General features: G+C 47.4%; 15 protein-coding genes and 1 tRNA gene. 3 read left to right on the top strand and 13 right to left on the bottom strand.

Annotation, left to right across the window (positions count from 1 at the left end; translation table 11 throughout):
- Positions 1 to 15: 15 nt before the first annotated feature.
- The 10 genes from G6R27_RS03430 to G6R27_RS03475 all read right to left on the bottom strand — a co-directional run bounded on the left by G6R27_RS03430 (position 16) and on the right by G6R27_RS03475 (position 6,979).
- A complete protein-coding gene (locus tag G6R27_RS03430) occupies positions 16 to 1,248 on the bottom strand; it encodes an acetate kinase (RefSeq protein WP_213819671.1) in 1,233 nt (410 codons plus the stop codon).
- A gap of 27 nt (positions 1,249 to 1,275) precedes the next feature.
- Entirely contained in the window at positions 1,276 to 2,298 is a 1,023-nt protein-coding gene (locus tag G6R27_RS03435) for a class I SAM-dependent methyltransferase (protein WP_213819672.1), read from the bottom strand.
- Positions 2,299 to 2,325: 27 nt separating this feature from the next.
- Complete coding sequence (locus G6R27_RS03440; protein WP_213819673.1) at positions 2,326 to 2,631, bottom strand: hypothetical protein; 306 nt, start codon at positions 2,629 to 2,631, stop codon at positions 2,326 to 2,328.
- Positions 2,618 to 3,067, bottom strand: coding sequence for a hypothetical protein (locus tag G6R27_RS03445; RefSeq protein ID WP_213819674.1), 450 nt, complete (start codon positions 3,065 to 3,067; stop codon positions 2,618 to 2,620). Before G6R27_RS03445 ends, G6R27_RS03440 begins: the two co-directional genes overlap by 14 nt.
- The gene (locus G6R27_RS03450; RefSeq protein ID WP_213819675.1) at positions 3,054 to 3,284 is read right to left on the bottom strand and encodes a hypothetical protein; all 231 of its coding nucleotides are present in this window, start codon (positions 3,282 to 3,284) and stop codon (positions 3,054 to 3,056) included. Before G6R27_RS03450 ends, G6R27_RS03445 begins: the two co-directional genes overlap by 14 nt.
- The gene (locus G6R27_RS03455; RefSeq protein ID WP_213819676.1) at positions 3,262 to 3,669 is read right to left on the bottom strand and encodes a hypothetical protein; all 408 of its coding nucleotides are present in this window, start codon (positions 3,667 to 3,669) and stop codon (positions 3,262 to 3,264) included. Before G6R27_RS03455 ends, G6R27_RS03450 begins: the two co-directional genes overlap by 23 nt.
- Entirely contained in the window at positions 3,653 to 3,994 is a 342-nt protein-coding gene (gene comGC, locus G6R27_RS03460) for a competence type IV pilus major pilin ComGC (RefSeq protein WP_213819677.1), read from the bottom strand. The genes G6R27_RS03455 and comGC overlap by 17 nt, the downstream gene beginning before the upstream one ends.
- Entirely contained in the window at positions 3,991 to 5,019 is a 1,029-nt protein-coding gene (locus tag G6R27_RS03465) for a type II secretion system F family protein (RefSeq protein ID WP_213819678.1), read from the bottom strand. The genes comGC and G6R27_RS03465 overlap by 4 nt, the downstream gene beginning before the upstream one ends.
- Entirely contained in the window at positions 5,009 to 5,947 is a 939-nt protein-coding gene (locus G6R27_RS03470; protein ID WP_213819679.1) for an ATPase, T2SS/T4P/T4SS family, read from the bottom strand. Before G6R27_RS03470 ends, G6R27_RS03465 begins: the two co-directional genes overlap by 11 nt.
- 186 nt (positions 5,948 to 6,133) lie before the next feature.
- Entirely contained in the window at positions 6,134 to 6,979 is an 846-nt protein-coding gene (locus G6R27_RS03475) for a bifunctional 5,10-methylenetetrahydrofolate dehydrogenase/5,10-methenyltetrahydrofolate cyclohydrolase (RefSeq protein ID WP_213819680.1), read from the bottom strand.
- A 109-nt stretch (positions 6,980 to 7,088) separates the two neighbouring features.
- On the opposite strand from G6R27_RS03475, the gene G6R27_RS03480 reads away from it, so the two are divergent.
- Together G6R27_RS03480 and G6R27_RS03485 are read left to right on the top strand one after the other, a co-directional pair.
- A complete protein-coding gene (locus G6R27_RS03480; RefSeq protein WP_213819681.1) occupies positions 7,089 to 7,565 on the top strand; it encodes a deoxycytidylate deaminase in 477 nt (158 codons plus the stop codon).
- 120 nt (positions 7,566 to 7,685) lie between these two features.
- Positions 7,686 to 8,648, top strand: coding sequence for a thymidylate synthase (locus G6R27_RS03485; protein WP_213819682.1), 963 nt, complete (start codon positions 7,686 to 7,688; stop codon positions 8,646 to 8,648).
- Positions 8,649 to 8,748: 100 nt separating this feature from the next.
- On the opposite strand, the gene G6R27_RS03490 is transcribed toward G6R27_RS03485, so the two are convergent.
- Together G6R27_RS03490 and G6R27_RS03495 are read right to left on the bottom strand one after the other, a co-directional pair.
- Complete coding sequence (locus tag G6R27_RS03490; RefSeq protein ID WP_230791207.1) at positions 8,749 to 9,930, bottom strand: DNA/RNA non-specific endonuclease; 1,182 nt, start codon at positions 9,928 to 9,930, stop codon at positions 8,749 to 8,751.
- Positions 9,931 to 10,204: 274 nt separating this feature from the next.
- Positions 10,205 to 10,996: a helix-turn-helix transcriptional regulator gene (locus G6R27_RS03495; protein WP_213819683.1), complete on the bottom strand. Its 792-nt coding sequence runs from the start codon at positions 10,994 to 10,996 to the stop codon at positions 10,205 to 10,207.
- A 300-nt stretch (positions 10,997 to 11,296) separates the two neighbouring features.
- Between G6R27_RS03495 and G6R27_RS03500 the strand changes: the two genes are divergently transcribed.
- Positions 11,297 to 11,854, top strand: coding sequence for a DUF5067 domain-containing protein (locus G6R27_RS03500; protein ID WP_213819684.1), 558 nt, complete (start codon positions 11,297 to 11,299; stop codon positions 11,852 to 11,854).
- Positions 11,855 to 12,302: 448 nt separating this feature from the next.
- Here the strand turns inward: G6R27_RS03500 and G6R27_RS03505 are convergent.
- A tRNA-Glu gene (locus G6R27_RS03505) sits at positions 12,303 to 12,374 on the bottom strand.
- Positions 12,375 to 12,521 lie beyond the last annotated feature (147 nt).

A 12,521-nucleotide genomic window follows, 5' to 3' on the forward strand; every position in this document is an offset into this window, starting at 1 on the left:
TCAATTTCGAATCGTTTACTTCATCAATGACTGCACGTCACGCGCGATCATCAATTCTTCATCCGTTGGGACAACCAAAGTCTTGATCTTAGCGTCGTCAGCTGAGATGTCCGCTTCTTTCCGGCAACCTTCGTTCTTTTCAGCATCAATCTTAATACCGAAGTAACCAAGGCGGGCCACCACTTCTTCACGAACCCAATCCGCGTTTTCACCGATTCCAGCAGTGAAGACGATGGCATCTGCCCCGTCCATCTTGGCGATGTATTGGCCGATGTATGAAACAACACGGTCAACGAAGATGTTGATGGCCAATTCAGCCTTGTCGTTGTCCTTACGGGCAGCACGCAAGTCACGCATGTCAGATGACAATTCGGAGATTCCTTGCAAACCTGATTTCTTGTTCAAGACGGTCAACATGTCGTCGTTGGACAAGTTTTCCTTTCCTTGAATGAAAGAAACCAGTGAGGCATCGACATCACCCGAACGAGTGGCCATTGTCACACCAGCTAGTGGTGTGAAGCCCATGGACGTATCAAATGACTTGCCATTCTTAACGGCGGTAATCGAAGCACCAGCACCCAGGTGGAGGGTGATCAACTTCAAATCGTCAAGCTTCTTACCCAAAAGTTCGGCTGCCTTACCGGCAACGTAACGGTGTGACGTTCCGTGGGCACCGTACTTACGAGCACCATACTTTTCGTAGTATTCATATGGCAATGAGTAGAGGTAGTTCACCTTTGGCATACTTTGGTGGAAAGACGTGTCAAAGACAGCGACTTCCGTTGCCTGAGGCAAAAGCTTTTGAAAGACCCGAATCCCCATGGCATTGGCGGGATTATGCAATGGCGCATAATCAGCCAATTCGTCAATTTTAGCCAAAACGTCGTCTGTGATCAAAACAGACTGGTCAAAGTATTCACCACCAGCCACAACGCGGTGACCAACGCCAACGATTTCATTGAAATCGCCAATGATATCGAGCGAAGACAGCTGCTCTAACATCATGTTAATGGCCACGCTGTGATCCTTGATGGCCGTTGTTGTTTGGAACTTGGCTTTTTGTCCCTTCACTTCGACTTGATCATTTTCTTCCGCCTTTTTATTGGCAGTGAACTTAATCGTAAAGATGGCGTCTTCCATCCCAATTCGTTCGACCAATCCTTGGGCAATCACTTCTTCCTTTGGCATCTCCAACAATTGGAACTTTAATGAAGATGAACCAGCGTTAACGGCCATAATCTTTGCCATGAATTTTCCACCTATCCTTAGTCTAATCTACGCTTTTTCTTTATTCAGTTTACCCCAGTCACTTAAATCTTGCAAAAATTCTTCAAGTGCCTGACTCTCCTTAACGGATGGGTACTGGCCAAGCATTACCTCGGTCTTTGGCTTGGCGCCATTCTTGCGAATCACAAGGAGGGCCTTTTGCTGATTCTGCTGCTGGAAAAAGCTAGCTGGCAAAGTCAAGAAAGCCTTCAATTGCGCCTTTTGTGCAAAGAGTTTCAAAATACTTTCCCGCTTTTCACCAGACAAAATGTCTGCTGGCACAACTAAGTACGCCCAGCCGTCATCCTTCAATAAATCAATCGCCTTTTCGATCATCAAAAAGTGGGCATAGGACTTTCCATCCTGAAAAGCCGTCACCATTCCCTTAGGCGCTTCGCCTGGGTAGTATCCGATTGGCAGATCGCCAATAACGACATCCGATGGCAGTAGCTCACCTTCTGGCAAAGAGACGACATCCCCTAAGAAAAAGTCTGCCTGGTTGTCTTGCAACAAATCGGCAGAAACGGAAGCCAAAGCCAATTGTGGCTCGGCAATATCAATTCCAGTTGTTTTAACTTCAGCTTTTTTGGCTTGCAAAACTTCTTGGACTGTCCAAAGCAAGTTAGCCGATCCAACCGCCAAGTCCGTGATTGTCGTAGCTTGGCCATTCGCCTTTTCAAGCTTAGCCGTTTTAGCCACCAAATCACCGACCAAATAACCAATCCCATCTGGGGTCAACTGGTCGTTTGCAGGCAATTGATCATCTTTATCAGCTTTTAAGATTAGGAGCTGTAAAAGATGCCTTTTTTCTTGAAAAGAAAAAGCCGACCACTTAATGGAAAAAAGTCCTTTCAAAGCCAGTTGGCTATCGGCTGAAAGAATTTCTTTGTCTTTTTCCGTAATTTCTTGTTCGTTCAAAGTCGATAGCACCTGAACCAAAGCTTGTCGCTGATTAACCTGTTCATTTGCTTTCACTTGGTTGACCACCTCGTTGATGGCCGTGAATTGTTCTGGAATATTTACTTTTGTCATACCTTTATTTTAGCTTCTTTTAGATACCTAAACAAGCTCGGGACGCAAAAGTGGCCGGCTGGCTTTCCGCCCGTTTAAAAAGGTGATCACCTGGTCTTGATCGATACGGTAATCCAGGCCAAATAACCGCCCCTGTTCTTGACCATTTTCAGCAAAATCCTTGGAGGCGCGAAGTTGAATGGTGTCGATTTGCTGGCGTTTCTGAACAGCTCGAATGCCTGCCACTTCTTCTGCAAAAAGTCGAGCTTGAAAGAGATACGTTAAAGACATAGCAGCCAAAATCACCAACGTTGGCAAAAGCACGTACCCTTTTTTGACCTTAGTTCCGACCATCTGCTTCCTCCGTTATGCGTGGTAAAAATAGTAAACCTTTCAATTCCAACCCATGCCGACTTCGGGCCCGGAGTTCTTGATAACTCCCGTGATCGATAACAGCAAAAGATCGGATGTTTCCCAACACGACCATTCGCCCATTGTGTCGACCGTCCACAACCAGCTGGTTCTTGTGTTGTTGTAGCCGCCTGTCATCTTGTTGATCCCCTTCTTTTACGATCACTATCCGCTTTCTTTCGACCCGCTTTAGCCTGTAGCCCTGGTCTTGTAGCTGCTGACAAGCAACCTGCAGGCTTTCAGGTCCTAGATTCGGCTCAGAAGCGTGAAAAGCCTGGTGAAGATTGGCCAAACCAAAGAAGACAAGGCAGGCCACAATCAGAGCCAAAACAACTTCGACCAAGGTAAAAGCTGGCCGACCGCCGTTAATCCTTTGCATGTGCTTTCTCCTTTTCCAGGTATTGATTCCAGTCCTTTAACGCCCGTTCTTTTTCCGAAAGCGCCTGCTTCAACGCTTCTTGTGCGGCTGCCTTTTGGACACGGTGCTGTTCTAACAAACTTTGTTCCAACAATACTGCACCCGTTAACACTGTTAGCGCAAGCAGTGACTCAGCCAGCACAAAGGCCGGTCGTTCACATCTCTTTAAAATAAACATCCCCTCCTCCAAAAACGATAACGAACCGTAAGCGCTGCCTCCCTTTCGTCCAGTAAACGGATTGGGGTGCGATAAAGCCACTTTCCTGTACCTTGATCGTCCGGCTTTTCTCAATTTGGTAGCCCCGGGGGTAGGCAATGTGCCGACCGGAAACGTCTAAACCATCACTTGCAAAGTCAAGCATCTGCTGCTCGTTTTGAACCTGTGCCCGCTTCTTCGCCTGATCAAATGATTGAATGACCGCGCGTTCAAAGTCTTTTTGGCTCGGTCGAAAAAAGCCAGCACCCGGACGAAATTGCAACCCCAATAGCAAAAGGAGCGCTACCAAACTCAACACGATCACCGACTCAACCAAGGTAAACGCTTCCCTAGGCCTTTGCTTCATGACCCTGAATACTGATCTTCAGCTGCTTAGCCTTTTCCAACTGGGCCTCCGTCAAATAATCTTCTTTCTTAAGATCAGCAAAAGAGACGGACTGTTGCCCAGGGTGATCATTCAGATACAAATCAACTTGCGTTTGTACCGTACCGACCATGGCTTTCCGGTGCGTTGCTTCTGCCTTATCCCGCTGTTTATTCAGATTTGGCAGTATCAGCAGCATGAGCAAGGCAATGATGAAGAGGACAACCGTCGCTTCAATTAGTGTAAAACCAGGCTGCGCTTTTTTCAGAAAATGACTTTTCTTTATTAACTTCGTTTGGTTCTTCATACTTGATAACCTCCTAGATTTTGGTACAAGGGTAGTAACATCGCCAAGTAAAGCAGCACAATTGTCAGACCAATCAGTCCAAATAAAATCGGTTGCAGCAAAGCAAAAGCCCGTTTCGCCGTTCGATCAAAAGTGGCTAACTCCAACTTGGCGTAATAAGACAAATAAGCAGCTAACGTTTTTGAATCAAATCCCCGTGTTAGGTATGCCGCCAATCCCGGTTGAAGATAGGATTGCTGGTTCAACCAGGAAGCTAATTCGCCACCGGCCTGTAAATGTTGCTGGGCTGAGCGAGCCAATTCCTGACTAAAATGTGCCTTTTTGGATGGCTGAACAGAAAAATGATCAATTAAACCGGCCAAGGTCAAACCCGCACCCAAAAAAATGGCTAAGTTCTCCGCCAAAAGGCCAGTCAATAAGGGCTTTTCAAGCGGTCTCACCAGACGCAAAGCAGCCAGTAACCGCCATCTTTGCAGTGGACTTTGCCGCATCAGATACAGATAGAAGAGGACCAAGGTCAACCCGAGCAAGACAATTAAACCAAACAAGCCATGGAGCGCCCAGAGCACCCCATTTCCATTCGCTTGCTTGCTAGACATGCCCGACAACTGGTCGAAGACTGGATAAAGGGTCCTTTCCAAACCAAGCACCATCAAAAACAACAAAGCCATTAGAAAAAGCGGATAAGTCAGTGCCTGCTTCAGCTGTCGTTGATAGTTTGAAAGACGATCGACTTTTTCGACCAGGAGCCCAAGCGTCTGATCAAAGCGGCCGTGCTGCTTGGCTAATGCCAGATAGCTAACAAAGTTTTCGGACAAAAGACCAGCAAAAGCCTGTGAAAAATCACTACCGACCGAAAAAGCACGCTGCACTTCGCTAATCTGATCGGACCAATTCGGATGTCCGCTTTTAATCATGTCCAAGGCCTGCGGCAAAGCATAGCCAGCCGTCGTTAGCTCGGACAGTTCGGACAATAACACGGCCTGTTCTCTTTGCTTCAACCGCTTTCTTCTTTTATTTACCATCTTCTTCTCCATTCGTTGTCATCCCCCAATCAACCCGAACAAAGGCCGCAGCCAAGTGACCAGCCCCATCTGGCTCTAACCACTGGTACATAGTCGAGACCAAAGCTTCTTTGACCAAAACTTCTGGCAAACCAAGTTCCACCAGACGAGACAATACCTGCTCCGCCGAATTGGCATGAATCGTCGTCAAGACCAAGTGTCCTGACAAAGCGGCCTGCAAAGCCGCCTCGGCTGTTTTACCATCCCGAGTCTCCCCAATCACCAAAATATCGGGCCGATGGCGCAAAGCAACTTTGATCAAATCCTGATAATCAACGCCCGCCTGCTCGTTGACCTGCAGCTGCAAAAAACTCTCTTGCGCCACCTCGACTGGGTCTTCAACCGTCAGCACCACTTTGTCCTTTGCCCATTCTTGAAGCAAAGCATATAAGGTGCTCGTTTTCCCCGAGCCAGTCGGCCCGGCAATGGCAAAGAGTCCAGCCCGAGGCACCCGTGCAACAAGTTTTCGCCAAGCTGCACCATCGACAAAGCGGCCTTTTCTCTTTCCATCATCAATTAAACGTAAGACCACACTTTCCCGATCTAAATAATCGCCGACTGAAGATAGCCGCACGAACCGCCCCTCAAATTCAAAACGACCCAACTGCGGCCGCCTGTTTTCCGCCAGATCTAACTGGGCCCAATACTTCATTAAGGCAATCAACGATTGGGCAAAGTCGCTGCTGACCTTGGCCACTGTGACAAAGCAATTACGCTGCTGACCAGACAGCAGATAACCGTCTCGTTTTGGCAAAAAATACAAATCCGAATACCCGGCGGAAAAGGCCAAACAGAGTAATTCACGTAAATACTTTGGCACTGACTGACCGTCTGCCGACAAGCCCTGCACGTTCACGTCCAAAAGATTCGAGCGCTGCTTTTCTTCCATCGTTTCGTCCCCCTTCACCTTAATAACACGAAATAAAATATTTTTTGCCACACAAAAAAAGCCGGACCGAAGTCCGACTTTTATCATTACCGATTAAAACTGTGCCGATGCAGCTCAGCCACTAAGTCGTTGTAAGAGCAACCGGGTACGAAGCCAATTAGCAACGAACACAGCCTGCCAGTTCCTTTATTTTGCTTGTTCCAGCGCCGCTTCCATCGTCGACTCCAAAAGAGTGGCAATCGTCATCGGCCCAACGCCCCCAGGCACCGGGGTCAGCCAGCCGGCCTTATCGGCCGCAGCCGCCTCAACATCCCCGCAAGCTTTGCCGTCAACTAAGTTCATTCCCACGTCGATGACAACCGCCCCTTCTTTGATCTGCGAAGCCTTGATAAAGCCGGGAATCCCGACGCCGACCACGATGATGTCCGCTTCGGCCAGTAAATTATTCAGCGTTTCTTCTTTCGTGTAGCGGTGCGCCACCGTCACGGTCGCATCGGCGTTTAAGAGCAAAGCCGCCATCGGACGACCAAATAATTGCGAGCGGCCCACTACGACGGCGCGTTTACCCCGGGGATCGATATCGTAGTAGTTGAGCAAGGTCATGACACCCTTGGGGGTTGCCGCCACCGGATAGTTACCGGCTTCGTTGGCAAATAAGCGTCCCTGGTTGGTCACACCAAGCCCATCGACGTCTTTTTCCGGTGCGACCTTGGCAAAAATCGCCGCGTCATCGACTTCCTTTGGTAGTGGGGCTTGAATCAAAATTCCAGATACCGAAGCGTCCTGGTTCAGTTTGGCCACGATTTTCTCGACCGACTCAGTCGTTGCATCGGCCGAAACCGCGATATCCCGGGTTTCAATACCGACCTTGGCGGCTGCCTTCTGCTTCATGCCAACGTACAAACGAGAGCCGTCATCTGCTGGATCAAAAACCACGGCCAACGTAGGCTTCAGACCCGATGCCGCTAATTCCGTCGTTAATTGCTCGCGCAAGGCTTTGGCTACTGCTTTTCCATCTAAAATCTGAACCATTTTGCTTCCTTATCTCGCCCATTTTGATGAACTGTTGTAAAATAACGTTATTATCTATTTTAGCAGAAGCATTTTTCCAAAACTAGCTCAGTAAAGCAAAGGAGACACCATGGCCGATCAACGCATTTCTTGGGACCAGTACTTCATCGCACAGTCCGCCATTCTCTCAACCCGCTCAACTTGTACCCGCCGCCACGTTGGTGCCATTTTGGTGAAAGACAACCGCATTATCGCATCCGGCTACAACGGTGCCGTTTCCGGCACGCCCCACTGTACCGAAATTGGGGATTACATTGTCGACGGCCACTGTATTCGGGCCGTTCACGCCGAACAAAACGCCCTAATGCAAGCCGCGGCCATGGGCATTCCAGTCGAAGGATCGACCCTTTACGTGACCGATGCCCCCTGCGTCTTTTGTACCAAGCTCCTGCTTCAGGCCGGGATCAAGAAAATCAATTTCATGCGCGATTACCGCAACGACGCGTTCGCCGAAAACCTCTTGTCAGAAAAGCAGGTGCCACTCGTCCAAGTACCCTTTGAGGCAGAAACAGCTGACCAAATCAATTTGGCCCAATTTATCAAATAAAAAAGACTGACTTTCACTCTGCCAGTCTTTTTTATTGGAAAGCATTCTTTTTTATCTTGTAAAAGTTCCAAAAGTTCTGCATACTGAATAAAAGAATTAGCATGAAATTGAGGTTGTAAAATGAGCAAGAATGAAGAACAATACCTGAATTTGGCCCAACGCATTTTGGACGAAGGCCACGCAAAGGGTGACCGGACCGGGACCGGAACCTACTCGATTTTCGGAACACAGATGCGCTTTGATCTATCCGAAGGCTTCCCAATGTTGACGACTAAGAAGGTCTTCTTCAAGCTTATCAAATCCGAGTTGCTCTGGTTCTTGCGCGGGGACAACAACATTCGTTTCTTGCTCCAGCACAACAACCACATTTGGGACGAATGGGCCTTCCAGCAATGGGTTGAATCTTCTGACTACGATGGTCCTGACATGACCAACTTCGGTTTGCGTTCCGAGCAAGACCCCGAATTCAAGGCCGAATACTTGAAGCAAAAGGACCGCTTCGTCCAATTGATTCTAGAAGACGACGACTTCATGGAAAAGTTCGGTTACATCGGTGAAGTCTATGGAAAGCTCTGGCGCTCATGGGCATCGGTTAAGCCTGGCGGCCAAGAAGTCGATCAGATCAGCAACTTGATTGAACAAATCAAGAAAAACCCGAACTCCCGCCGCCTCATCTTGACGGCCTGGAACGCGGAAACGACGCCAGAGGCACCATTGCCATCTTGCCACGTTCTGTCCCAGTTCTACGTGGCCGATGGTAAGCTGTCCGCCCAACTCTACCAGCGCTCCGGCGACTTCTTCTTGGGCGTGCCATTCAACATTGCCTCCTACTCACTGCTGATTCACATGATTGCAGCGCAGACTGGCCTAGAAGTCGGTGACTTCGTCCACACGATTGGCGATACCCACATCTATAAGAACCATGTCGAGCAAGTCGAGGAGCAACTCTCTCGGCCAATGCATGACCTGCCAAAAATCTGGCTGAACCCAGAAGTAAAATCCATCTTTGATTACACGATGGACGACATCAAGCTGGTTGACTATGAATCGGAACCCGCCATCAAGGCCCCAGTTGCGGTTTAACAAATGAAAAGAACGCCCGACGACCGATGGAGGTGGTGGGGCGTTTTTTTGGACAAGGAAAAAAGGCCCGTTCTTTCCAGCTGGGGCCTTTTTTGTTTGACTATTTTTGTGATAACCGTTTCCCTTGAGCGATGGCATCAGCTTCGGTCATTGTCACAATGTTTGCATGATTCGTCCGTGCCGGCATCCGACTAGTATCATACCAATAGACAGCTGACTTCCCACCGCCAGTCACATAAACTGTTCGATCAGAGCCATTCTGCGTTGCAGCGGCCTGTTGGGCCGCTTGTTGCTCACGTTGCGCTTGTTCGCGAGCCTGCTGTTCACGCTGCGCTTGTTCTTGTGCTTGCTGCTCACGTTGCGCTTGCTGGGCTGCTTGACGGTCAGCCTTTTCCGCCGAACGCTTTTGACGAGCTGATTTTTCCGCTTCGGCCTTTTGCGCGCTAGCTTTGCCAACCGTGTTGGTTGCTCGACCCGTTGCATAATCAATCTCTGCATTCGGCGATACATTATCCAAAACGACGTGCGTGATACCATTTTCGTCAACGTTTTCTTTGTCAGAATCAAACTTAATGGTAAGCAGCTTACCATCGGAATCCAAACCAACATAAGACAGTTGCACCTGACGAGGAATCAACTCATCCCCTTGATAAATTGGCTTCACCTTATAATCTAGCCAATAGTGTGGATGATTAGCCAACCAAGAATCGAGTCGGTTTTCATAATAAAGCATAGCGCTTTTGTTCTTATCATCTGCACCCCGATAATTACCGGCGTTCATCCAAGCCGTTTCAGGAACCAGATTCTTTGGTTCGTCATTCAACCCACTGAACTGATAACCGATCAAATGACCACGGTTCATCAGCCAAGCTTGTTTCGAGCCATCCCCGTAGTAAAACTTAAAGTTGTGCCAACCAACCGGGTTAAAGGTCAAACGAGCCGCGCGCTTTTTCTTAGGTTCATCCTTATCTTGCAACTGAATATGCGAATAAGTGGCACGCTTCAAGCTGTCCAACTTTCCCATCGTGTGTTGCTTTTTACCAGTGAAATCAAGAATACCGTCCGGTTCTTGAACATTACTGTTGGACTTTTTCTTTTTGTCAGAAGACTTTGAGCTCGTTTTTTTCGAACTCGACTTCTTCGAACTTTCTTTCTTAACTGAGTTTGTTTTAGCTGGCTGATTAGCGTTAGAGCTATCCTTATCATCGCCATCAGCTGTCATCCCACCTAACAAGCTGAATGCAATCGCAACCCCAAGCAACCACTTCGTTTTCTTTTGCATTTTTAATCCAGCTTTTCGATTCTTTCGCCACTCAACGAAGAACCAAACGATCGAAATCAAAAATACAAGTACAAAAAAATTCGCCATAATATTTATACCTTTTCTCCCAATTTGTATAAAAACAATACTCATTTATTCTATCGGAGTAGGCAGCAAAGCAGTAGGTATAAAAGAAGAATGTTATCGCAATGTTAGATTTGAAATTATCGCATCATTTGAGCACAAGAAAAAAGGCCCCCGCTCTTTCGAGCGGAGGCCTTTTCTTATAAAAACATCAATTCTCCGACAACGTCTTCTGCTCATTCTTATTAAAGTAAGCAAAGCCGCGTACCATGTAGTTCTTGACGTGCTTTTTCTTCTTGAATTTGTTGGCCTCGATCAGAGTGTCCTTATTGCCATCCTTGTTGGCCAAGAAATCATGAAAAGCTTGCAGGTCGGCCTTGTTCAACTCGTTAACTGTATCACCGGGCACAATTCGGGCCGTTTTGACAAAGGAGCCCTTGTGAATAACCATGACGTAAGGGGCGTCGTAGCCAGGGTTGACGCCTGTAGCAAGCGTCAGCTTCCACCATTCGTTGCCCATCATGTTGTCCGTGAACCAGCCAGTCCAACGGCCGTTGTTCTTGTCTGTTGGCGTGACAACACTTTCCGCCGGCAGCTTCGTGTAGGCCGTCTGGTAGCCCAAGAAAGGATTCACGCGATCAATTTGCTCAACGCCCTTGGCGTAACCAAAGGTCAGCGTGCCCGCCCAGAGGACGACCAAACCGATGACCGTTGCGAGTATAAGGGTCGTGTTTTTGTACCATTTCTTCTTCATGCGATCGCCATCCACCCGGTTGGCAATCGTGTCATCTTTTTTCGTCATGTGATCTTCTCCAAAAACTAATTTTTCAAAAGAGAGGCCAAACAAATCGCTCAGTTTGCGCAAGACTTCCAAACTTGGATAGTTCTTGCCCCGCTCCCAGGTCGAAACGGTCTGTCGGCTGACGTGTACTTTGTCAGCCAAATCCTGCTGAGTTAAGGAATGTTCCTCGCGTAATTGTTTAATATCTTTCTCGAAGCTCATCTCTTTCTCCTCTAGTTAAATGCTTTGGCTCCTACAATACTAGCAAGAAGGACTAGCATTTGTATAGCAAGTAGGACTAGCGGAGGGTAGAAAGCTGCGATTTCTTATACAATGGCTTGCCAGTTGTATTCACGAAAAAGATTATGACAGTTATAATCCCTGCCATGATAGTTATCGCTATTCGTTATGAAACGTTTCTTTTATAATTGTTTCACAAATGAAAAAAATCAAAACTTACGTTTGATAAGATGATTCTAAACTAAGTTCTCGAAATCACTATAAAAGTTGTAGGAGAATCTCATGCTCAAAAACAAGAAATTCGTTCTGTCAGCCATTGTAGTAGCTGTTGTCGCCGTTCTTGGTGTCGCCTTTTCTACTTTCCAGTCACAGAATACAGAAAAAGCTAGCACAACTTCTAAGACTACGAAGTCAGAAAAGACCCAGGGTAACGACAAAGAATGGTCCGTTAAAGGGCACGTTTTCCACGGTGGTAGCTTGGTATTTGATATGAAGAATTCTGAAGTTGTCGACAGCACCGATGGTTCGAAAATCATCGCCATCCACACTAAGTTGTCAGACGTTTCGGACATCAAGACGGTGTCATCTGCCGCAGTATACGGAGCGATTACAGCCAGTCAAAAGGTCAACGGGCAAGACAAAGAGCTTTATCCAGCACCAAGCCAGTCGAAGAATGATCAGGTCAACGAAGCGTCACGCCAATTAAAGCAAAAACTAGAACCAGGACAAAGCCACAACATCGCGCTCATGTTCGCACTTGAAAACAACAGTGACGTCACGCTCCACTTCCAGAATCCAGATAAAAAGGAAATTGGAACGACGACTTTCAAAGTCAACTAACTAACCAATAAAACGGGCAAAACTCGGAATCGAGTTGCCCGTTTTTTTATCAAAAGTTTCTCTTTCCATCCGCCAAAGTATCCTTGTAAAGAAAAAATGTCAGTTAAGACGCAAAAACACCCCTCCTAGCTCTATTCATTTCAATCACGACACTAAGAATAGAAAAGAAAACGAAAACAACGATAACCTTCAATATTATTGGGGACAGAAAGCCCAGACGGTCCCAACGACCAATGGATAAATCACACCCGACAACAACCATAAGACGGCAGCACCTACTGGACAGCCAAGTTGACGGTGAACGGCAAGGAGCAAACGGTTGTTGCTGCTTACGAGCGCATGGGCTACTTCCAGATTTTGACAAAGACGCCAACTGATCAGAGCCAGATAATTTCTAATAATTAGACAGCAAAAAAGCCAACACCGAAGTGTTGGCCTTTTCATTTAATAGCCCCAGAGGGAGTCGAACCCTCGATTTCGGCCTGAGAAGCCGACGTCTTAACCACTTGACCATAGGGCCATGTTTTTAGCACTTAATCAGTTTACTAAATTCTGCCAGGTCGGTCAACCTTTCCAAGCGATTTGTTTTCCGCTCCTTTCAAATAAACAAAGCAACCAAGCGTTCATCACCATGAAACCTGATGAGCTGTCCATCCCCTCGTTTCCT

Source organism: Fructobacillus papyriferae, from assembly GCF_018437225.1.
Classification (GTDB): Bacteria; Bacillota; Bacilli; order Lactobacillales; family Lactobacillaceae; genus Fructobacillus; species Fructobacillus papyriferae.

Coding starts and splice junctions, on each gene's coding strand:
- G6R27_RS03430 (WP_213819671.1), bottom strand. CDS start 1,248: ATGGCAAAGATTATGGCCGTTAACGCTGGTTCATCTTCATTAAAGTTC.
- G6R27_RS03435 (WP_213819672.1), bottom strand. CDS start 2,298: ATGACAAAAGTAAATATTCCAGAACAATTCACGGCCATCAACGAGGTG.
- G6R27_RS03440 (WP_213819673.1), bottom strand. CDS start 2,631: ATGGTCGGAACTAAGGTCAAAAAAGGGTACGTGCTTTTGCCAACGTTG.
- G6R27_RS03445 (WP_213819674.1), bottom strand. CDS start 3,067: ATGCAAAGGATTAACGGCGGTCGGCCAGCTTTTACCTTGGTCGAAGTT.
- G6R27_RS03450 (WP_213819675.1), bottom strand. CDS start 3,284: ATGTTTATTTTAAAGAGATGTGAACGACCGGCCTTTGTGCTGGCTGAG.
- G6R27_RS03455 (WP_213819676.1), bottom strand. CDS start 3,669: ATGAAGCAAAGGCCTAGGGAAGCGTTTACCTTGGTTGAGTCGGTGATC.
- comGC (WP_213819677.1), bottom strand. CDS start 3,994: ATGAAGAACCAAACGAAGTTAATAAAGAAAAGTCATTTTCTGAAAAAA.
- G6R27_RS03465 (WP_213819678.1), bottom strand. CDS start 5,019: ATGGTAAATAAAAGAAGAAAGCGGTTGAAGCAAAGAGAACAGGCCGTG.
- G6R27_RS03470 (WP_213819679.1), bottom strand. CDS start 5,947: ATGGAAGAAAAGCAGCGCTCGAATCTTTTGGACGTGAACGTGCAGGGC.
- G6R27_RS03475 (WP_213819680.1), bottom strand. CDS start 6,979: ATGGTTCAGATTTTAGATGGAAAAGCAGTAGCCAAAGCCTTGCGCGAG.
- G6R27_RS03480 (WP_213819681.1), top strand. CDS start 7,089: ATGGCCGATCAACGCATTTCTTGGGACCAGTACTTCATCGCACAGTCC.
- G6R27_RS03485 (WP_213819682.1), top strand. CDS start 7,686: ATGAGCAAGAATGAAGAACAATACCTGAATTTGGCCCAACGCATTTTG.
- G6R27_RS03490 (WP_230791207.1), bottom strand. CDS start 9,930: ATGCAAAAGAAAACGAAGTGGTTGCTTGGGGTTGCGATTGCATTCAGC.
- G6R27_RS03495 (WP_213819683.1), bottom strand. CDS start 10,996: ATGAGCTTCGAGAAAGATATTAAACAATTACGCGAGGAACATTCCTTA.
- G6R27_RS03500 (WP_213819684.1), top strand. CDS start 11,297: ATGCTCAAAAACAAGAAATTCGTTCTGTCAGCCATTGTAGTAGCTGTT.